The following is a 19771-nucleotide window of genomic DNA, read 5'->3' on the forward strand; positions in this document are numbered from 1 at the left end:
TTTGGGGGTGTTTCCCCGGGGTGGAGGAGGGGGGAGAGGATGGGAGTCTCCCGCGGAAGGCCGGAAGGGGGCCGGGGGGGCGTGGGGGGTGGCGGCCCGCGGGGGGGCCCCCCCCCCGCCGCCGTCGCTGTCGGGAGGGTCTGCGGGCCGCTACACGGCCATCAGCGGAGCGTCCTCTCTCCATTTGAGGATCTTGTCGAAACTCACCACCGCGCCGTCCCGGCCGGGGTTGTTGCCGATGTGGACGTGGTCGGCGAGCTCCTCGATGAGGCACAGACCGCGGCCGTGTTCGGCGTCGGTGCGGGCGGGCACCGGGCGCGGATGGGGACGCGCGAAGCCGGGGCCCGAGTCGGTGACCTCGATACGGCACTTCTCGCCGTCGAGGTAGGCGGTGACGCGGTACGCCCCGGTGGAGACCCCGTGCGCGGTGTCGCCGCCGTGCTCCACGGCGTTCGCGCAGGCCTCGGTGAGGGCGACGGAGAGGTCGTACGAGACGTCGGGGTCGACGCCCGCCGTCTCCATCGTGCCGAGCAGCAGGCGTCGGGCGAGCGGCACGCTCGCGGCTTCGCGCCGCAGATGGAGAGACCACCAGATGCTCATGCTCCAGCCTCCTGGCTGCGGCTCGACATACCGTTACGTATTACCGCCCGTACGCGTATGTAAGCGCGGAATCAACGTGATGCCGCCCATACGGGCGATGCGCCGAAGGCGGCGAACGGTGTATGTGGGACGTGAGTCTTCCGGACGGGTGACCGACGGCGGTCGTCGCACCTGACAGATCGACACAAGAAGGAACCTTCCGTCTCGTACGGAATCTTGTGGACCTGCCGTATGGCGGCCAGGGGCGCAGTGCGATGATGAGGCCGCCATGCCTGCCCCCCACCGGCGCACAGCGCGCCCCGGAGCCGGACTCCGGATCTCGCGGGCCGCGGTCCTCGCCGCGGTCTGCGTCGTGCTGTCCGGGGCGGGGCACGCCCTCGCCTCCTGCGCCACGGTGCCGTGGTGGACGCTGGGCGCCGGGTTCCTGGGCATGCTCGCGGTCGCGGTGCCGCTCGCCGGGCGGGAGCGCTCGCTGCCGGGGATCGCGGCGCTGCTGGCGGTCGGGCAGACCGTGCTGCACACCCTGTTCGGGCTCGGCCAGCACGCCACCGCGGCCTCCGAGGCCACGCGCACCGACGCCACGCTGGTCGCGCAGGCGGCACGGCTGGTGTGCGGGGGCCCGATCACGGCGATCAGCCCGGCACAGGCCCGCCAGATCCTCGCCGAGGCCCGGCTGTATCCGGGCGGCGGCCCGGGCGCGCACGCCGCGCACCACCCGGCGGACGTCATGTCCACCACCACCGACTCCTCCGTCGCACTGCTGCCGTCGCTGCCGATGCTGCTCTGCCACGCCCTCGCGGCGGTCGCCGCGGGGTGGGTGCTGCGGCGGGGCGATCTCGCCCTGCTGCGGATCAGCGAACTCTCGGCGCATTCGGTCACGGAGGGGACGCCCGTACGATCCCTGCGCGCGGCCTTCGCGCTGGCGCGCGCCCTGCGTGCCGGGCTCCCGGAGGCGTCGGGCGCCCGTCCGCGGATCCGGCGCGTTCCCGTCCTCGCGGCACCCGAGCCGCGCACCACCGCACTCCAGCACACCGTGATCCGGCGCGGCCCACCCGCCGCCGTGCTCGTTCTCGCCGCCTGACACGACGCGCGCCGCCACTTCCCTGCGTGGTCCGCCGCTGTCGCGCGGCACGCGCGCGTACCCGCTGCCCGGCGAACGCTCCTCGGTGGAACCGTTTTCGTGGAGCTGTTTTCGGTGAAAGCCCCACGGGCACCTCCACGCGCGCGTACCCCTCTTCATCAACGGATCCCTCACTCGAAGTGGAGTGCTCATCGCCATGAAGGCTTTCCGTCTCACCGCCGCCGCCGTCGTCGCCGCCTCGGCCGTCGTCGTCCTGTCCGCCCCCGCCTTCGCGCACGTCAGCGTGCAGCCGGAGGGCCCGGCCGCCAAGGGCGGCTACGCGGTCGTCGACTTCAAGGTCCCCAACGAGCGGGACAACGCCTCGACCACCAAGCTGGAGGTCAGCCTCCCGACCGAGCACCCGCTGTCCTCGGTGATGCCGGAGCCGGTGCCGGGCTGGAAGATCGACGTCACCAAGTCCAAGCTGGACGAGCCGATCGAGGCGCACGGCCGGCAGCTCACCGAGGCGGTCAGCAAGGTGACCTGGACCGCCACCGGCAAGGGCGTCGAGCCGGGCTACTTCCAGAAGTTCCCGGTCTCGCTGGGCGCGCTGCCCGAGGACACCGACGAACTGGTCTTCAAGGCGATCCAGACGTACTCCAACGACGAGGTCGTGCGCTGGATCGAGGTGCCCCATGAGGGCGCGGAGGAGCCGGAGCACCCGGCGCCGGTGCTGGAGCTGTCCGCCGCCGAGGGGGACCACCACGGCTCCGCGGGTCCGCAGAAGGAGTCCGAGGCGCCGTCCGACGACGCCTCGGCCGCCGCCAAGTCGACCACCGCGGCCGCCGAGCCGGCCGACAGCACCGACACCACGGCCCGGGTGCTCGGCATCGTCGGCATCGTCGTCGGCGCGGCCGGTGTGGCGTACGGCGTGCTGGCCGGCCGTCGGCGCGGTACCTCCGCCTGACGCCTCCCCTCCGACGGCGTGCGCCGGACGGCGTCCGGCGCACGCCGGAGATCTCACTTCCAGGACATTTCTCTATGCGCAAGAAGAAGTTCGCGGCGGCCGCGCTGCTCGCCGCCGCCACCCTCACCCTGTCCGCCTGCGGGGGCGGGGACGACGACAGCGGCTCGCCCGTCTCCGTGGTCTCCGAGGAGGGCGGCGGCGACGCCAAGGCCGCCACCGTTCTCGACCAGCCGTTCGAGAAGCCGGACCTGGTGCTGACGGACACGAAGGGCGAGAAGTACGACCTCCGCAAGGAGACCGCGGGCAAGCCCACGCTGATCTACTTCGGCTACACCAACTGCCCCGACGTGTGCCCGCTGACGATGAACAACATCGCCGTCGCCAAGACCAAGCTGCCCGCGGCGGACCAGGACGAGCTGCGGATCGTGTTCGTCACCACCGACCCGGAACGGGACACCCCGGCCGCGCTCGGCACGTGGCTGAAGGGCATCGACCCGCAGGCCGTCGGCCTGTCAGGCGACTTCGCCACCGTCCAGGCCGCCGCCCGCACGCTCGGCATCTCCATCGAGCCGCCGCACAAGGAGAAGGGCAAGATCGTCTCCACCCACGGCACCCAGGTGGTCGCCTTCTCCCCGAAGACCGACGCGGGTTACGTCCTCTACGGCGAGGACGCCACCGTCGACGACTACATCACGGACCTCCCCAAGCTGGCCAAGGGGGAGAAGCCGTGAGGCGGACGGCGCTGACCACGGCCCTGCTGACGGGGGCGCTGGCGCTCACCGGGTGCGGGCCGGACGCGGGGGCCGACGTCTCCGTCAGCGCCGCCTACATGCCGCAGCCCGTCTCGGACACCATGGCGGCGGGCTTTCTGACCATCGCCAACAAGGGCGGCACCGCGGACGAGTTGACGTCCGTGACCAGCGACATCGGCGAGGTGACCGTGCACGAGACGGTCGACTCGGCGATGCGCGAGGTCCAGGCGCTGCCGGTGCCCGCGCACGGTGAACTCGTGCTGGAGAGCGGCGGGAACCATCTGATGTTCGAGAACCTGAAGCGCAAGCCGAAGCAGGGCGAGACGGTCTCCGTCGTACTGCGCTTCGCCGAATCCGGCACGGTCACGGTGAAGATGCCGGTGAAGTCCGCCACGTACACCCCGGATTCCGGGCACTGAGGGAGGGACCACCTTGACACCGACCATCGCCCCCCGCTTCCGGAGCATCGTGCTGCTGCTCCTGGCCGCCGCCGGGCTGCTGCTCGGCGGCGCCGGCACCGCCTCCGCGCATGCCGCGCTGACCGGCAGCGACCCCCGGCAGGGGGCGGTGGTCGACAAGGCCCCGGCACAGGTCTCGCTCACCTTCTCCGAGGCGGTCTCGCTCTCCGACGACTCGGTCCAGGTCCTCGACCCCCAGGGCGAGCGCGCCGACACGGGCGAGGCCGGCAACGTCAGCGGGACGACGTACGCCGTGAAACTGCACTCGGGGCTGCCCGACGGCACCTACACGGTGGCCTATCAGGTCGTGTCCGCCGACAGCCATCCCATCTCCGGCGCCTACACCTTCTCGATCGGCGCCCCCTCGTCGACCTCCGTCTCGGTGGCGGACCGGGCGACCGGGGGCGGGGTCGTGGGGTGGCTGTACGGGACCGGGCGGTACGTGTCCTACGCCGGATTCATCGTGCTGGCCGGCGGAGCCGCCTTCGTGCTGGCCTGCTGGCCGCGCGGCGCGGGGGTGCGCGCCGTGCAGCGGCTCGTCGTCTCGGGCTGGGTGACGCTCACGGCGGCGACGCTGGGCCTGCTGCTGCTGCGCGGCGCGTACACGCGGTCCGGCTCGCTCGGCGACGCCTTCGACCTCGATCTGCTCGGGCAGGTGCTCCAGACCAAGACCGGTGCGGCGCTCGTCTCCCGGCTGCTGCTGCTCGCCGCCGCGGCGCTGTTCATCGCCGTGCTGTTCGGGGCGTACGAGAAGCGGGACGACGACGAGAAGCGGGATCTGACGTTCGGGCTGGCGCTCGGCGGCAGTGTCGTGGCCGTGGGGATCGCCGCGTCCTGGGCGATGGCCGAGCACGCCTCCAGCGGGCTCCAGCCGGGGATCGCGATGCCGGTCGACGTCCTCCATCTGCTGGCGGTGGCGGCGTGGCTCGGTGGGCTCGCCGCGCTGCTGGTGTCCCTGTACCGGGCGCCGGCGCAGACGCCGCTGGAGGCCGCCGCGGTACGGCGCTTCTCCCAGGTCGCCTTCGGCAGCGTGATCACGCTGGTCCTCACCGGCCTCTACCAGTCGTGGCGGCAGGTCGGCTCCTGGTCCGCGCTCACCGGCACGAGGTACGGGCAGCTGCTGCTGGTCAAGGTGGCGCTCGTGGTGCTGCTGGTCGGGGTGGCGTGGATCTCGCGGCGGTGGACCGGGCAGCTCGTGGACACCGTGGCCGCCGGTGCCGCGGGCCGCAAGCGGGAGCGGGAGGGCGCCAAGGCCACGGCGTCGTCGCGGTCCGCCGGTTCCGGGGACGCCAAGCGGGCCGCACAGCTCGCGCGGCAGCGGGCCGCCGTGGACACCGCCCGGCAGAAGCGGGAGCGCGACGCCGATCCGCACCGATACGGACTGCGCCGCTCGGTGCTGGCCGAGGCGGGCGTCGCGGTGGTCCTGCTCGCGGTGACGACCGCGCTGACGTCCACCGAGCCGGGACGCACCGTGGAGGAGGCCGAGGCGGCTGCCGCCTCCTCGTCGTCCGCCGCGGCCTCGACCACCGGCGTGGTCACGCTGGACATCCCCTTCGACACCGGCGGCTCGGACGGCAAGGGAGTCGTCCGCATCGACATCGACCCCGCGCGGGTCGGCGCCAACGAGATGCACGTCTACGTGCAGCGCCCCAACGGGCGGGCCTTCGACATCCCCGAGGTGAAGGTCGCCTTCACCCTCAAGGCCAAGAACGTCGGGCCGCTGCCCGTCGTCCCCGACCACATCACCACCGGACACTGGTCGGCGAGCGGGGTGCAGATCCCCATGGCGGGCGAATGGGAGATCGCCGTGACCGTGCGCACCTCCGACATCGACCAGGTGACCGTCTCCAAGAACGCGCAGATCGGCTGAACGACCCATGGCTGAGCAGATGGCCGACCACACGACCGACCGGTCCGTCCCGCCGACGCGTGCCGACGAGACGCCTGTGCCCGGCACCGTCCCCGCGGACGCGCCTCCCGGCGGGGGCATCTCGCGGCGGGCGCTGCTCGGTACCGCCGGCGCCACCGGTCTCGTCCTCGGTGCGGCGGGCGGTGCCGCCGGCTACGCGGCCGCGCCCACGCCCGCGCAGGCGACGCCGCTCACCTCGCTGGGCGCCGATCAGGTGATGTTTCACGGGAAACATCAGCCCGGCATCACGACCCCGATGCAGGCGCGCGGCCACCTCCTCGCCTTCGACCTCGCCGCCGGCGCCGGCCGCAAGGAGGCCGCCGCACTGCTGCGCCGCTGGTCGGAGACGGCCCGGCGGCTGATGGCGGGCGAGCCGGCGAAGGACGGCGACACGGGTGTGGCGCTGGACGCCGGGCCCTCGTCGCTGACGATCACCTTCGGGTTCGGGCACAGCTTCTTCGGCCGCACAGGCCTGGAGAAGGAGCGCCCCATCGCCCTCGATCCGCTGCCCGCCTTCTCCTCCGACCAGCTCGACACGGCTCGGGGCGAGGGCGACCTGTGGGTGCAGATCGGCGCCGACGACGCCCTGGTCGCCTTCCATGCCCTGCGCGCGATCCAGCGGGACGCCGGCGGCGCCGCCCGGGTCCGATGGCAGATGAACGGCTTCAACCGGTCGCCGGGGGCCACGGCCCACCCCATGACCGCGCGCAATCTCATGGGCCAGGTCGACGGGACACGCAACCCCAAGCCGGCGGAGCCCGACTTCGACCGGCGGATCTTCGTGCCGGAGTCGGGGGCGGCCGACCCGGCCTGGATGGCGGGCGGCTCCTATGCCGTCGTACGCCGCATCCGCATGCTCCTCGACGACTGGGAGCAGCTCTCGCTCAGGGAGCAGGAGGACGTCATCGGGCGGCGCAAGGCCGACGGGGCGCCGCTGTCGGGCGGGACCGAGACGGCCGCGATGGACCTGGAGAAGACGGACGCCGAGGGCAACCTGGTGGTCCCGATCAACGCGCACGCGCGGATCAGCCGGCCTGACCAGAACGGGGGTGCGGCCATGCTGCGCCGCCCGTTCTCGTTCCACGACGGCATCGACGGCGACGGGGTCCCGGACGCCGGGCTGCTGTTCGTCTGCTGGCAGGCGGACCCCTTGCGCGGCTTCGTGACCGTGCAGCGGAAGCTGGACCGGGGGGACGCGCTGTCGCAGTTCGTGCGGCACGAGGCGAGCGGGCTGTTCGCCGTGCCGGGCGGGGCGGCGGAGGGGGAGTACGTGGGGCAGAAGCTGCTGGAGGGGTGAGCGGGCGACGTCAGGGCCGAGGGGATCGGCGGGGCACCGGCGTTCACTCACCGCAGGGGCGCTCGTGAGACGCGTGAGCCCGGTGCGCGGCGGCCCATTAGGGTGAGGACATGCCAGCGAGCTATGCGTACCTCGGCCCCGAGGGCACCTTCACCGAAGTCGCTCTGCGCACGCTGCCGGAGGCGGCGACCCGCCAGCTGATCCCCTACGTGTCCGTGCAGTCCGCGCTGGACGCGGTGCGCGGGGGCGAGGCCGAGGCCGCGTTTGTGCCGATCGAGAACTCCGTCGAGGGCGGCATCACCACGACCCTCGACGAGCTGGTCGCGGGCAAGCCCCTGATGATCTACCGCGAGGTGCTGCTGTCGATCACCTTCGCGCTGCTCGTCAGGCCGGGCACCTCCCTGTCGGACATCAAGACGGTCTCCGCGCATCCGGCGGCCCAGCCGCAGGTGCGCAACTGGCTGCGCACGAACCTGCCCGACGCGGCCTGGGAGTCGGCCGCCTCGAACGCGGACGCCGCCCGGCTGGTCCAGGAGGGCCGGTACGACGCCGCCTTCGCGGGCGAGTTCGCGGCCGCCCGGTACGGCCTGACGGCCCTGGAGACCGGGATCCACGACGCGGAGAACGCGCAGACCCGCTTCGTACTGGTCGGACGCCCCGCCCGGCCCGCCGCCCCGACCGGTGCGGACAAGACGTCCGTCGTGCTGTGGCAGCGCGACGACCACCCCGGCGGGCTGCGCGACCTGCTCGGCGAGTTCGCCGCCCGGGGCGTCAACCTGATGCTGCTCCAGTCCCGGCCGACCGGCGCCGGCATCGGCAACTACTGCTTCTGCATCGACGCCGAGGGGCACATCTCCGACCGCCGGGTCGCCGAGACCCTCATGGGACTCAAGCGGATCTGCCTCCAGGTGCGGTTCCTCGGCTCGTACCCTCGCGCGGACATGTCCCCGGTGGACGTGAGGGCTCCGCTTCCCGGCACGTCGGACGACGAGTTCACGTCGGCGGCGGACTGGGTGGCCCGCTGCCAGGACGGCCGGTTCTAACCGGTACCGTTGGTCCGACCTGCATATTTTCGTTATCCACAGGCGTTATCCACAGGTCCGCATCTCGACCTGGGGACAAGTCGACAGCAAGCTATGACCCTGTCGACAAATCGCCCTACAGGAACCCTCGGCGTCCACCGGCCCGCAGGTCACCCTTCGTCCACTCTTTTCCTTGGGTCAACCCTTTGGAGTGACGCACCACCACTCGAAAGTGGGCGTAAGGGAGGTTTGCCATGCGAATCCCAAGTTCCGGCAAGATCCTTCGGATTGATCAATTCCGAATCCACAGATCTCCCACACAGCCTGTGGATAACTTTTCCGGGGGTGTGGATTCCTGTGGACAACGCTGACCCCAAGTCCCGTTCCCCACAAGGAAATCCAGTCAACCGCCCGCCCGACGGCCGCCTCGATCAAGGGACCACGAAGATCTTTATTGACGAGGGCGTACAACAGCGGGCAATTGCCGCATAGCGGAGCGTAATCCGCAGTACGGAATAGTGAGTCGTGAGCGCTCACCCCGCACCGGTAGCCTGGTGCGCGTGATTGACCTTCGCCTGCTCCGTGAGGACCCCGACCGTGTGCGCGCCTCCCAGCGCGCCCGTGGAGAGGACGTCGCGCTCGTCGACGCTCTCCTGTCTGCCGACGAGCGGCGCAGGTCGTCCGGCGTCCGCTTCGACGAGTTGCGCAACGAGCAGAAGGGCCTCGGCAAGCTCATCGGGAAGGCCTCCGGTGACGAGAAGGCCGAGCTGCTGAAGCGGGCGAGCCAGCTCGCCGCCGACGTCAAGGCGGCCGACGCCGAGCGCGACGCGGCCGACACCGAGACCCAGGAACTGCTCCAGCGGCTCGGCAACCTCGTCCACCCCGACGTACCCGTCGGCGGCGAGGAGGACTTCGTCACCCTGGAGACGCACGGCACCATCCGCGACTTCGGCGCCGAGGGCTTCGAGCCGCGGGACCACCTGGAGCTCGGCCAGATCCTCGGCGCGATCGACGTCGAGCGCGGCGCGAAGGTCTCGGGTTCGCGTTTCTACTTCCTGACGGGCGTCGGCGCCCTGCTGGAGCTGGCCCTGGTGAACGCCGCGATGGCCCAGGCCACGGCGGCCGGCTTCACCCCGATGCTCACCCCGGCACTCGTCCGCCCGCAGTCGATGGCCGGCACCGGCTTCCTCGGCCAGGCCGCCCAGGACGTCTACCACCTCGCGGACGACGACCTCTATCTCGTCGGCACCTCCGAGGTCCCGCTCGCGGCCTACCACATGGACGAGATCCTCGACGCGGACAAGCTCCCGCTGCGCTACGCGGGCTTCTCGCCCTGCTTCCGCCGCGAGGCGGGCTCGCACGGCAAGGACACCCGGGGCATCTTCCGCGTGCACCAGTTCGACAAGGTCGAGATGTTCTCCTACGTCGCTCCCGAGGACTCGCAGGCCGAGCACCAGCGCCTGCTGGAGTGGGAGAAGCAGTGGCTGAACTCGCTGGAGCTGCCGTACCGCGTGATCGACGTGGCCTCCGGTGACCTGGGCGCCTCCGCCTCGCGCAAGTTCGACTGCGAGGCGTGGATCCCGACGCAGGGCAAGTACCGCGAGCTGACCTCGACGTCGGACTGCACCGAGTTCCAGTCCCGCCGTCTGTCGATCCGCGTCCGCGAGGACAAGAAGGTGCGCCCGCTGGCCACCCTCAACGGCACCCTGTGCGCCGTACCGCGCACGATCGTCGCGATCCTGGAGAACCACCAGCAGGCCGACGGTTCCGTGCGGGTGCCCGAGGTGCTGCGTCCGTTCCTGGGCGGCCGGGAGGTCCTGGAACCGGTGGCCAGGTGAGCGACACGGCTTCCGCCGCCGGGTTCCCGTACCGGCTGCTCGCCACCGACCTCGACGGCACCCTGCTGCGGTCCGACGGGTCGGTCTCGGGACGCACCCGCGAGGCACTCACCGCGGCCACCGCGGCGGGCGCCGCGCACATCGTCGTCACCGGACGCGCGGTCCCGTGGACCCGGCACATCCTGGACGACCTCGGCTACACGGGCCTCGCCGTCTGCGGCCAGGGCGCGCAGGTGTACGACGCCGGCGAGCACCGCCTGCTGACGTCGGTGACGCTGGACCGGCAGCTGGCGGGGGTGGCCCTGGCCAAGATAGAGGCCGAGGTGGGTCCGCTGTATCTGGCGGCGAGCCGCGACGGCCTGGACGGCGAGGTGCTGGTCGGGCCGGGCTACGCGCTCCACGGCGGCCTGCCGGCGACGCCCTTCACGGAGGCGGCGGACCTCTGGTCGGCGCCGCTGAACAAGATCTACATCCAGCACCCGACCCTCGGCGACGACGAGCTCGCGGCGGTCGCCCAGCGGGCCGCGGGCGGGTTCGTCAGCGTCACCATGGCGGGCCAGGGCATAGTCGAGCTCCTCCCCCTCGGCCTCTCCAAGGCGACGGGGCTCTCGCTGGCCGCCCGGCGTCTGGGCATGAAGGCCGCGGACACCATCGCCTTCGGCGACATGCCCAACGACATCCCGATGTTCGCCTGGGCGGCGCGGGGTGTGGCCATGGCCAACGCGCACGAGGACCTGCGGGCCGTGGCCGACGAGGTGACCGCGTCCAACGAGGAGGACGGGATCGCGGTCGTGGTGGAACGGTTGCTGGCCAAGGCCTCTGCGGTCCGAGAGGCAGATGCTCCCGCCCGACAGGACGAGGCTCCCGCCCGACAGGACGAGGCTCCCGTCCGACAGGACGAGGCTCCCGCGCGACAGGCGGAGCCTTCGGTCTGACAGGCGTCGCCTTCGCCCCGCAGGCAGAGCTTCGGTCTGACAAGCGTCGTCTTCGGCCGCGCAGGCAGAGCTTCGGTCTGACAGGCATCGCCCCTCGCAGGCGGAGCTTCGGTCTGACAGGCGTCGCCTTCGGCCCCGCAGGCGGAGCTTCGGTCCGACAAACGTTGCCTTCCGCCCCGCAGGCGGGGCTCCGGTCCCGCCGGTGGAGGCTCCGGCCTGAGCATCGGCTGCGGGTCGGCGTGCCTGTCGGTGGCGTCGAGGGGATTCAGGCCGCCTCGGCGCGAGGCGGCTCGGTGGTGGTCCGGCCGGGTGCCGGTTCGGTGTCGCGGAGGATGCACGGATCGAACGTGCGCGGGCTTGTGAGGCCCGACCACGGCTTAGCAAGCCGGTGCCTTACCACTCGGCCAATCCTCCGGGTGGGCGGCCCACGCGAGAGCGACATCGCGTGCTCGAAGCGGCCGCCCCGGGCAGCTCCCCGTGCGGGGCGGGCTCGGCGGAGTGGTGGCGACTACTCCGGAACCCGCCGCAGGCTGCCCTGACGGGAGCGGGACGTACTGCCGTGCAGGGACATCGTCCGGCTCCTCTCCCAGTACGTGGCGCCGGATCGTCCGGCGTCGGGGACACAACCACTCTGCCCTCACGGCGAGTTGGACGCCACCGATTAAAGGGGCGGCCGGGCCCCGCTACCGGCGGCGCCACCAGCGCCGACGGGCCTTGCTGAAGAACCACCCGGCAGGCGGTTCGTCCGAGCGCCAGGGCTGCGGCTCGGGCTCGTCCCGTCGCCAGCGTTCGGCCAGCATGCGGGCACGGGCCGAGGGCTCGGGCGTCCCGGCGCCACGGACGAAGTCCTCGTCCAGGACGAGGTCGTCCCATCCGTCGCCCGCACTCCCCGTGTCGCCGACCGGTCCGTTCGCGGCGCCCTCGCCCGCGTGGCCGCCCGCGCGCCCGCGATCGTCGTGCTGGGGCGTCTCCTCCGTCATGCCGGCACCTCCCCGCCGTGCGTCCCCGTCCGCCCAGTGTGCCCGGAACGAGGTGAGGCCCCCGTCAAGAACCGAGGGCCTCACCTTCCGGGTCCGTGTCACTCCTCGCCGGCGAGCGTCAACGACCGCAGCTTCTGTCCGGCGTACCAGGTCGCGAGGACGGTGACCACGACCAGCAGCACCGTCGCCGTCGTCAACCCGACGTCCGAGGTGACCAGTTCGCCGTTGCCCACCTTGTGGGCCACGGCCAGCGACCACTGCTGGACGCTGAGCGTGCGCGCACCGGCCACCAGGGAGCCGAACAGGGCCTCCCAGACCAGCGCGTAGACCAGGCCGAACACCACCGCGTGCCGCGACACCGTGCCCAGCAGCAGGAACAGCGCGGCGTAGGCGATGGAGGCGACCAGCGCGGCCACCGTGTAGGCCACGGCGATCTGCTGGCTGTTGCCGTTCAGGATGAAGCCGGCGATCAGCGTGGGCACGGCCGAGAACACCATCGTCACCGCGATGGCCACGATCAGCTTCGTGAAGATGATCGTCGGCCGCTTCACGGGCTTGGACAGCAGGTACACCACCGAGCCGTCGTCGATCTCCGGGCCGATCGCGCCGGTGCCCGCGATGACGCCGATGATCGGCACCATCGTCGCGAGCGCGAGGCCACCCAGCAGGTCGGCGGCGGTCTGGTCGTCGGCGCCGGCCAGGGCGCGCACGACCACGGAGATCGCGATCAGCAGCAGGGGCAGGGCCCCGAGGATGAGGGCACGGCGTCGGCCGAGCAGGGCCCGGTAGGTGAGCCGGGCGACTGTGGGGTCGTACATTCTTCGGCCTCCTACGCCGTGACCAGGTACGAGAACACGGACTCGAGGGACTCGTCGGACGGCGAGACCGTCAGCAGACGGATGCCGTGGTCCCGGGCCACCCGCGGCAGCAGGGCGGTGAAGCGGCCGAAGTCGACCGCCTGGATACGCAAGGCGCCCTCGGTGAGGTCCACTTCGATGCCGGACGTCGACGGGTCGGCGATCAGCGCAGCCGCGAGCGCGCGGTCGTCGCTGGAACGCACCAGGTAGCGGTGCGGCCGGTCCGTCATCAGACGGCGGATCTTGCGGAAGTCACCGCTGGCCGCGTGCCGTCCGGCGACCACGACCTCGATGTGCCAGGCGAGTTGCTCGACCTCTTCGAGGATGTGGGAGGAGAACAGCACCGTGCGGCCCTCGTCGCCCATCCGGCGCAGCAGGTCCATCAGCTGCATGCGCTGGCGGGGGTCCATGCCGTTGAAGGGCTCGTCGAGCAGCAGCAGCGACGGGTCGTGGACCAGGGCGGACGCCATCTTCACGCGCTGGCGCATGCCCTTGGAGTACGTGGCGATCTTGCGGTCCTGCGCGTACTCCATCTCGACCGTCGCGAGTGCCTTCTGGGCCGCCTTGGCGCCCAGGCCGTGCAGCTCGGCGTTGGCGACGACGAACTCGCGGCCGGTGAGGAAGTCGTACATCGCCTCGCGCTCGGGGACGATGCCGATCTGCCGGTAGATCTGCTCGTTGCGCCACACCTGCTGGCCGTCGAGCAGGACGGTGCCGGTGGAGGGGGCGAGGAAGCCGCCCATCATGTTGATCAGCGTGGACTTCCCGGCGCCGTTGGGGCCGAGCAGTCCGGTGACGCCGGGGCCGATCGTCATGGTGATGTCGTTGACGGCGACCACGTTGCCGAACCAGCGGGAGACATGGTCGAGGGAGAGCGTGGTCACAGTCCCACCTTCTTGTAGCGGCGCACCAGGAGGCCGTAGCTCGCGGCGATCAGACCGAGGGCGACGACGACGTAGACGACGCCCTCGGCGTTCGTCGGGCCGACCCCACCGGGGAATGCCGATTGCGCGCCGAGGAAGGCGGACTGCACTCCGTCGACGAGGGTGATCGGGGAGAAGAGGCCGATCCAGGCGATCGACTCCGAGGTGCCCTGCGCGTCCGCGATGGCCTGCAGGGTGGAGACCGCGCCGTAGGAGATGGTCAGCACGGCGATCACGGCGGCGATGCCGAAGCCGCGTCGCGGGGTGACCGAGGCGATCACGAGGCCGATGCCGGCGAAGAGCAGTGAGAGCAGTGCCACGGAGACGAGTCCCTGTGCGAATCCCTTGGTCTGGTCGGCGAAGTCGAGCTTGGCCAGCAGCGCCCCCACGTAGAGGACGAGCAGCGGGGCGGCGGTCAGGATGAACATCGCCGAGGCCAGCGCCGCGAACTTGGCGCGCACGTAGTCCGCGGTCTCGATCGGCCGCGAGAAGTACAGCGGCACGGTCTTGAAGCGCAGGTCGCGCGAGACGGACTGGGGCGCCTGCGAGGCGATGTACAGGCTGATCACGGCCTGCATGATGATCGCGTAGCGCGTGTAGTCCACGGGCAGGTCGTTGGCCTTGGTGGCGACCGCGACGGCGACCATGATGGCCGCGGGCACGCACATCACCACGAACAGCAGCATCGGCAGCACCTTGGACTTCACCGAGCGGCCGAGGCCGTAGGAGCCGCGCAGGGACTGCGAGTAGAGGGAGCGCGTCGCGTAGGAGCGGCCGAGGCGCGGGCCGTCGTACGTGCGGTAGCCGATGTTGTGGATGCGGGTCTGGTCACCCGGCGCCGTGGGTACGGGCTGCTCAACCGCCATGGCGGACCGCCTCCTTCCGCTGCTCGTCGGTGCCGGTGCCGGAATCGGTGTCCGCGCCGGTGTCCGTGCCGGTCGTGAAGACCTCGGAGATCTGGTGCCTGCGCTGCTCCATGCGCACCAGGCCCAGACCGAGGTCGGCGACCGTGTCCCGGACCAGGTCGTAGGTCTCCTCGCCCTGCGCGGTGAGGAGCAGGACATGACCCGCCCCCGGCAGTCCGCTGCCGGCGGCGACGGTCACCCCGCGCGCCTGGAGGGCGGCGCGCACCGCGCTGGTGCCGTCCGGGTGCTCGTCGGTGTCGGTGACCTCGAGGGCGAGGGTCGTCGTGGTCTGCGTGAAGTCCGTGGTGGAACTGGAGCGCAGGAGCTTGCCGCCGTCGACCACGACCACGTGGTCGCAGGTGCGCTCCAGCTCGCCCAGCAGGTGCGAGGTGACCAGCACGGAGATGCCGAAATCGGTGTGGATCCGGCGGATCAGGCCGAGCATCTCGTCGCGGCCGACCGGGTCGAGGCCGTTCGTCGGCTCGTCGAGGAAGACCAGCTGCGGGTCGTGGACCAGGGCCTGCGCCAGCTTGACGCGCTGCTTCATGCCCGTCGAGTAGCCGCCGATGGGGCGGTAGCGCTCCTCGTACAGGCCGACGTGGCGCAGCGTGTCCGCGGTGCGCTCGCGCGCGGCGGTGGGCGGCAGGCCGGACATGCGCGCCATGTGGACGACGAACTCGGTGGCCGAGACGTCGGGCGGCAGACAGTCGTGCTCCGGCATGTACCCCACGCGCTCGCGGATGGCGGCGCCCTTCGTGGCGACATCGAGTCCGAGCACTTCGGCTCGGCCCTCGGTGGCGGGGGACAGACCCAGCAGGATCTTGATCAGTGTGGACTTGCCGGCTCCATTGGCTCCGACGAGTCCGGTCACACCGGGCCCGACGTCCACGGAGAGCCGGTCAAGCGCGGTCACCCGGGGGAACCGCTTGCTCAGGCTTTCGGTCGCGATCACAGTCACGTCCACGACGGTAGTGAGGAGCGCCGCGCAAGTCGTCAGACCCCAGAGCAGTCTTCACGTCACTCTCGAGTATTACGGGACCCTGAGGGTCACCCTGAAGGTCGAACCGCACGTCATGAGTTGTCCACATCCGTGCCGTCGTCCACAGGGCGACGCGGTCCTATTGACGCAGCCTCTAACAACTGTCACATTCACCGGTGTCATGTTACGAACACGTACCGCAACCGGTGGGACGGGGTGCCATGGCGACGGCAGTGACCGGTGAACGCTCGGCGGAGCTGCGCGGGTTCCGCAGAGTGCAGCGCCTCGCCTACGCGTGCGCGCAGGCCGCGGCCGCCCAGCTGAAGCCGGGCGTGACCGAGCGTGAGGCGGCGCGGATGCTCGTGGGGAAGAACTACAGCGGGACGCGGAAGCCCGTGAAGAACAGGCGGCTGGAGCCCGGGATGCCGTTCATCCTGGACATGGCACCGGTGTTCGAGGGCCACACGGCGGACGTCGGCTATTCGGGCTCGCTCGGGATCAACCCCGTGCAGAACAGGCTGATGGCGGACCTGGAGGCCCATCGTGAGCTGATCCTGCGCGAGGTGCGTGAGCGTCGCCCGCTCCGGGAGATCTACGAGCTACGCCAACCGGCATCGCGCGTACCCCTTCGGGGTCATCGCCCACAAGGTGGACCGGGTCCGCGAGCGCCGCTGGTCCCCGCGCCTGTTCGGATTCGGCACCCAGTCCCTGAAGGGGCTCGTCGGTGACGCGCTGCACGGCCACCGCGAGGGCTGGTCCCCCCTCTGGTCGCCGTACCGCTACTCGGAATCTGGGCTTCCGGGGCACGGGCGCGAAATTCGAGGAGGAGAGCGCCTTCTGGCTGGACGACGATCTGCCGCACGTGCGGCGCTGGGCGGAGGAGAAGTGACCATGCTTGAAGGCGCGCGGGAGCGCCGGGTGCGCACGGGCGGGGTCGAGCTGTGCGTGGCCGAGCTGGGTGATCCGCAGCAGCCGACGGTCGTGCTCGTGCACGGCTTCCCGGACAGCAAGGAGGTCTGGTCCGAGGTCGCGAACCGCCTCGCCGCCCGCTTCCACGTCGTGCTGTACGACGTCCGGGGCCACGGCGGGTCGACGGCGCCGCGACCGCTGCGCGGCGGCTTCACGCTGGAGAAGCTGACCGACGACTTCCTCGCGGTCGTGGACGCGGTGAGCCCGGACCGACCGGTGCATCTGGTGGGGCACGACTGGGGGTCGGTGCAGTCCTGGGAGTTCGTCACGGTCCGGCGCACCGAGGGCCGGATCGCCTCGTTCACCTCGATGTCCGGCCCGTCCCTGGACCACCTCGGGCACTGGATCAAACAGCGGATCAAGCGCCCCACCCCGCGCCGGGTCGGCCAGCTGCTCGGCCAGGGGGCCAGGTCCTGGTACGTGTACCTGCTGCACACGCCGGTCCTGCCGGAACTGGCCTGGCGCGGGCCCCTCGGCACGCACTGGCCGCGCATCCTGGAGCTCATGGAGAGGGTCCCCGGGGACGGCTATCCGACCTCGTCGCTGCGCACGGACGCCGCGCACGGGGCGTGGCTGTACCGCGACAACGTACGACGCCGGCTGAACAGGCCCCGCCCGGACGCGTACGCGCACGCGCCCGTGCAGCTCGTCACGCCTCAGGGCGACGCGTTTCTGTCCGAGCGGCTCCACGACGAACTGGAGCGGTGGGCTCCGCAGCTGACCCGGCGGACCCTGCCCGCCCGGCACTGGATTCCGCGCAGCCGGCCCGACCAGCTGGCCGCCTGGATCGAGGAGTTCGTGATCGCCAACGAGGGAGGCAGGCCGGTGATCGAGGCGACGGGCCGGCACGCGGACCGTTTCGGCGGGCAGCTCGTGCTGGTCACGGGCGCGGGCAGCGGCATCGGAAGGGCCACGGCGTTCGCGTTCGCTGAGGCCGGCGCCCGGGTGGTCGCCGTCGACCGGGACGCGGAGGGAGCGGCCAGGACCGCCGAGATGTCCCGTCGGATCGGGGCGCCGCAGTCCTGGGCCGAGACCGTCGACGTCTCCGACGAGCAGGCGATGGAGAAGCTCGCGGAGAAGGTCGCGACCGAGTACGGCGTCGTGGACGTGCTGGTGAACAACGCCGGGATCGGCCTGTCCGGGGCCTTCCTGGACACCACCTCGGAGGACTGGCGCAAGGTCCTGGACGTCAACCTGTGGGGCGTGATCCACGGCTGCCGGCTCTTCGGCCGCCGGATGGCCGAGCGCGGGCAGGGCGGCCACATCGTCAACATCGCGTCGGCGGCGGCGTACCAGCCCTCCCGGGTGCTGCCCGCGTACAGCACCTCCAAGGCCGCCGTGCTGATGCTGAGCGAGTGCCTGCGCGCCGAACTCGCGGGGCAGGGCATCGGCGTCACCGCGATATGCCCCGGCATCGTCAACACCAGCATCACCTCGACGGCGCGCTTCGCGGGCGTGGACGCTGCGGAGGAGAAGCGGCGCCGGCAGCGGACCGCGCGGCTGTACGGGATGCGGAACTATCCGCCGGAGAAGGTCGCCGACGCGATCCTGCGGGCCGTCGTGCGCAACGAGGCGGTGGTACCCGTGACCCCGGAGGCCCGTGGCGCCCATCTGATGTCTCGCTTCCTGCCGGGGGCCCTGCGCAGGATCGCCCGGGTGGAACCGCGGTTGTGAGGGGAGCACGCGCGTGAGCGGACCGACGTACCGCATCGAGGACCTCGCCCACCTCACCGGCACCACGGTCCGCACCATCCGCGCCTACCAGGACCGTGGCGTCCTCCCCCGCCCGGAGCGCCGTGGGCGTGCCAACGCCTACACGGACACGCACGTCCATCGCCTCCGCCAGATCGCCGACCTCCTCGACCGGGGCTACACCCTGGCCTCGATCAAGGAACTCCTGGAGGCCCACGACACCGGCCGCGGCCTCGGCGGGGTCCTTGGACTCGTGGCCGAGGTGGACGGCCCGTGGACCGACGAGGAGCCCGCCCGGATCACCCGCGGTGAGCTTGCCGACCGCTTCGGCGGCACCTCCGACGACGCGGCGATCGCGCGGGCCGTCGAGCTCGGGGTGCTGGAGCCGGTGCCGGGGGACGCGGACGTCTTCGTCGTCCCGAGCCCTCAAGAGCTGGCCGTGGCGGTGGAGTTGCACGCGGCCGGGGTGCCGCTGTCGGCGATCGCCGATCATCTGCGGGAGTTGAGGGCGCAGGTGGAGCACATCGCCTCCCGCTTCCTGGAGTTCACGACGGAGCACGTCTTCGCCCGCTACCTCGACGGAGCGCACCCTCCGACGGACGCGGACGCCGCGGAAGCGGCCTCTCTCGTGCGACGGCTGCGCCCTCTGGCCCGGCACACGCTCGACGCGGAACTTGCCCGTGCCATGCGGGTGTTGTCGTCCCGGCATCTGCTCCGGCACCTCGGCGGGGACACCGGTGAGAAGAGCGAGGACGAGACGCGGCTGGTGCGGATACCGGCGCGGACGATGCGGGCCGTGGAGGCGCTGGTTGGCGTGGACCAGGCCGGTACGTTCGTCACTCTGGCCGCGGAACGGGAGATCCGGGCACGCACCTTGGATCAGCTGGCCTCAAATGCCGCAAAAGGTACGAATATTGATCAAAGTCCTTAGGCCGGTGCGGCACTTGTCCACAGCTTCGCCAACTAGCCTGTGGATAACTCCAGTTGGTTGTGGATCAAACCTGTGGAGCAAAATCACGTGCGTGATCCAGCTCTCGCCCGGCACGCTGGTGGGATGGACGAAAGACGCACCGTGAAGGTGTCGAAGTACCTCTCGAAGCACCTTCGCCACCAGCCCGAGCGGATCGGGCTCACGCTGGACGAGGGCGGCTGGGTCGAGATCGAGACGCTGATCGCGGCGGCGACCGCGCACGGCTTCCGGTTCACCAGGGAAGAGCTGGACCATGTGGTCGCGGCGAACGACAAGAAGCGCTTCGCCGTCGAGGGCACGCGGATCCGTGCCAGCCAGGGCCACAGCGTGCAGGTCGACCTCGGACTGCCCCCGGCGACCCCGCCCGCGTACCTGTACCACGGCACCGTGGCCGCCGGCCTGGACGCGATCCGCGCCGAAGGGCTCCGGCCCATGAGCCGCCACGACGTGCACCTCTCCGCGGACCGCGAGACCGCGACCCGCGTCGGCGCCCGCCGTGGCCGTCCCGTGGTGCTGGCGGTGGACGCGGGCACGATGCACGACGACGGCCACGTGTTCCACGTCAGCGCCAACGGCGTCTGGCTCACCCACCACGTGCCACCGCAGTACCTGCGCTTTCCCGAACGGCACTGATTCCCTGCCGGCCGAGCTCCGCCCG

The 19771-nt window shown here is 71.4% G+C and carries 17 protein-coding genes, 1 tRNA gene and 2 pseudogenes; 13 read left to right on the forward strand and 7 right to left on the reverse strand.

Going from position 1 to position 19771, the window contains the following annotated elements; all coding sequences use genetic code 11:
* Positions 1-150 precede the first annotated feature (150 nt).
* Positions 151-600 (reverse strand): ATP-binding protein, encoded by a 450-nt coding sequence (locus ACZ7LV_RS29200; RefSeq protein ID WP_471943613.1) that lies wholly within the window; start codon positions 598-600, stop codon positions 151-153.
* Between the two features lie 268 nt (positions 601-868).
* Here ACZ7LV_RS29200 and ACZ7LV_RS29205 point away from each other — a divergent pair, with 268 nt between their 5' ends.
* The 9 genes and pseudogenes from ACZ7LV_RS29205 to ACZ7LV_RS29245 all read left to right on the forward strand — a co-directional run.
* Positions 869-1681 carry a hypothetical protein gene (locus ACZ7LV_RS29205; protein ID WP_471943615.1) on the forward strand — a complete coding sequence of 271 codons (813 nt, stop codon included), beginning with the start codon at positions 869-871 and terminating at the stop codon, positions 1679-1681.
* A 196-nt stretch (positions 1682-1877) separates the two neighbouring features.
* Positions 1878-2627 carry a YcnI family copper-binding membrane protein gene (locus ACZ7LV_RS29210; protein ID WP_471943617.1) on the forward strand — a complete coding sequence of 250 codons (750 nt, stop codon included), beginning with the start codon at positions 1878-1880 and terminating at the stop codon, positions 2625-2627.
* Between the two features lie 74 nt (positions 2628-2701).
* On the forward strand, positions 2702-3358 hold the full coding sequence (locus ACZ7LV_RS29215) for an SCO family protein (protein WP_471943619.1): 657 nt from the start codon (positions 2702-2704) through the stop codon (positions 3356-3358).
* Positions 3355-3798 (forward strand): copper chaperone PCu(A)C, encoded by a 444-nt coding sequence (locus ACZ7LV_RS29220; protein WP_471943621.1) that lies wholly within the window; start codon positions 3355-3357, stop codon positions 3796-3798. Before ACZ7LV_RS29215 ends, ACZ7LV_RS29220 begins: the two co-directional genes overlap by 4 nt.
* A 13-nt stretch (positions 3799-3811) precedes the next feature.
* A complete protein-coding gene (locus tag ACZ7LV_RS29225; RefSeq protein WP_471943623.1) occupies positions 3812-5707 on the forward strand; it encodes a copper resistance CopC/CopD family protein in 1896 nt (631 codons plus the stop codon).
* Positions 5708-5714: 7 nt separating this feature from the next.
* Positions 5715-7043, forward strand: coding sequence for an iron uptake transporter deferrochelatase/peroxidase subunit (gene efeB / locus ACZ7LV_RS29230; protein ID WP_471943624.1), 1329 nt, complete (start codon positions 5715-5717; stop codon positions 7041-7043).
* 110 nt (positions 7044-7153) lie between these two features.
* Positions 7154-8086, forward strand: coding sequence for a prephenate dehydratase (gene pheA, locus ACZ7LV_RS29235; protein ID WP_471943626.1), 933 nt, complete (start codon positions 7154-7156; stop codon positions 8084-8086).
* Positions 8087-8625: 539 nt separating this feature from the next.
* A complete protein-coding gene (serS, locus tag ACZ7LV_RS29240) occupies positions 8626-9903 on the forward strand; it encodes a serine--tRNA ligase (protein WP_471943628.1) in 1278 nt (425 codons plus the stop codon).
* Positions 9900-10712, forward strand: a pseudogene (locus ACZ7LV_RS29245) (HAD family hydrolase); the annotation flags it as partial. The gene serS and the pseudogene ACZ7LV_RS29245, both read left to right, overlap by 4 nt.
* A 452-nt stretch (positions 10713-11164) precedes the next feature.
* Here the strand turns inward: ACZ7LV_RS29245 and ACZ7LV_RS29250 are convergent.
* The 6 genes from ACZ7LV_RS29250 to ACZ7LV_RS29275 all read right to left on the reverse strand — a co-directional run bounded on the left by ACZ7LV_RS29250 (position 11165) and on the right by ACZ7LV_RS29275 (position 15455).
* Positions 11165-11252, reverse strand: a tRNA-Ser gene (locus tag ACZ7LV_RS29250).
* Between the two features lie 269 nt (positions 11253-11521).
* Positions 11522-11818, reverse strand: coding sequence for an SGM_3592 family protein (locus ACZ7LV_RS29255; RefSeq protein WP_471943630.1), 297 nt, complete (start codon positions 11816-11818; stop codon positions 11522-11524).
* Between the two features lie 98 nt (positions 11819-11916).
* A complete protein-coding gene (locus ACZ7LV_RS29260; RefSeq protein WP_401674883.1) occupies positions 11917-12636 on the reverse strand; it encodes an ABC transporter permease subunit in 720 nt (239 codons plus the stop codon).
* Positions 12637-12647: 11 nt separating this feature from the next.
* Positions 12648-13559: an ABC transporter ATP-binding protein gene (locus ACZ7LV_RS29265; protein WP_471943632.1), complete on the reverse strand. Its 912-nt coding sequence runs from the start codon at positions 13557-13559 to the stop codon at positions 12648-12650.
* On the reverse strand, positions 13556-14464 hold the full coding sequence (locus ACZ7LV_RS29270) for an ABC transporter permease (RefSeq protein ID WP_471943634.1): 909 nt from the start codon (positions 14462-14464) through the stop codon (positions 13556-13558). The genes ACZ7LV_RS29265 and ACZ7LV_RS29270 overlap by 4 nt, the downstream gene beginning before the upstream one ends.
* Entirely contained in the window at positions 14454-15455 is a 1002-nt protein-coding gene (locus tag ACZ7LV_RS29275; protein ID WP_471943975.1) for an ABC transporter ATP-binding protein, read from the reverse strand. Before ACZ7LV_RS29275 ends, ACZ7LV_RS29270 begins: the two co-directional genes overlap by 11 nt.
* A 248-nt stretch (positions 15456-15703) precedes the next feature.
* On the opposite strand from ACZ7LV_RS29275, the pseudogene ACZ7LV_RS29280 reads away from it, so the two are divergent.
* The 4 genes and pseudogenes from ACZ7LV_RS29280 (at position 15704) to ACZ7LV_RS29295 (ending at position 19746) form a co-directional block, all read left to right on the forward strand.
* Positions 15704-16371 (forward strand): annotated as a pseudogene (locus tag ACZ7LV_RS29280) (M24 family metallopeptidase).
* 2 nt (positions 16372-16373) lie between these two features.
* Complete coding sequence (locus ACZ7LV_RS29285; RefSeq protein ID WP_471943636.1) at positions 16374-18125, forward strand: SDR family oxidoreductase; 1752 nt, start codon at positions 16374-16376, stop codon at positions 18123-18125.
* A gap of 13 nt (positions 18126-18138) precedes the next feature.
* On the forward strand, positions 18139-19074 hold the full coding sequence (locus ACZ7LV_RS29290) for a MerR family transcriptional regulator (RefSeq protein WP_471943638.1): 936 nt from the start codon (positions 18139-18141) through the stop codon (positions 19072-19074).
* Between the two features lie 123 nt (positions 19075-19197).
* Entirely contained in the window at positions 19198-19746 is a 549-nt protein-coding gene (locus ACZ7LV_RS29295; protein WP_471943640.1) for an RNA 2'-phosphotransferase, read from the forward strand.
* Positions 19747-19771 lie beyond the last annotated feature (25 nt).

It is taken from the genome of Streptomyces sp. NPDC107562, from assembly GCF_055657325.1.

What these genes read in the sequence shown, in the direction of transcription:
- ACZ7LV_RS29200 (WP_471943613.1), bottom strand. Translation starts at nt 600, where the DNA reads ATGAGCATCTGGTGGTCTCTCCATCTGCGGCGCGAAGCCGCGAGCGTG.
- ACZ7LV_RS29205 (WP_471943615.1), top strand. Translation starts at nt 869, where the DNA reads ATGCCTGCCCCCCACCGGCGCACAGCGCGCCCCGGAGCCGGACTCCGG.
- ACZ7LV_RS29210 (WP_471943617.1), top strand. Translation starts at nt 1,878, where the DNA reads ATGAAGGCTTTCCGTCTCACCGCCGCCGCCGTCGTCGCCGCCTCGGCC.
- ACZ7LV_RS29215 (WP_471943619.1), top strand. Translation starts at nt 2,702, where the DNA reads ATGCGCAAGAAGAAGTTCGCGGCGGCCGCGCTGCTCGCCGCCGCCACC.
- efeB (WP_471943624.1), top strand. Translation starts at nt 5,715, where the DNA reads ATGGCTGAGCAGATGGCCGACCACACGACCGACCGGTCCGTCCCGCCG.
- pheA (WP_471943626.1), top strand. Translation starts at nt 7,154, where the DNA reads ATGCCAGCGAGCTATGCGTACCTCGGCCCCGAGGGCACCTTCACCGAA.
- ACZ7LV_RS29255 (WP_471943630.1), bottom strand. Translation starts at nt 11,818, where the DNA reads ATGACGGAGGAGACGCCCCAGCACGACGATCGCGGGCGCGCGGGCGGC.
- ACZ7LV_RS29260 (WP_401674883.1), bottom strand. Translation starts at nt 12,636, where the DNA reads ATGTACGACCCCACAGTCGCCCGGCTCACCTACCGGGCCCTGCTCGGC.
- ACZ7LV_RS29270 (WP_471943634.1), bottom strand. Translation starts at nt 14,464, where the DNA reads ATGGCGGTTGAGCAGCCCGTACCCACGGCGCCGGGTGACCAGACCCGC.
- ACZ7LV_RS29285 (WP_471943636.1), top strand. Translation starts at nt 16,374, where the DNA reads ATGCTTGAAGGCGCGCGGGAGCGCCGGGTGCGCACGGGCGGGGTCGAG.
- ACZ7LV_RS29295 (WP_471943640.1), top strand. Translation starts at nt 19,198, where the DNA reads ATGGACGAAAGACGCACCGTGAAGGTGTCGAAGTACCTCTCGAAGCAC.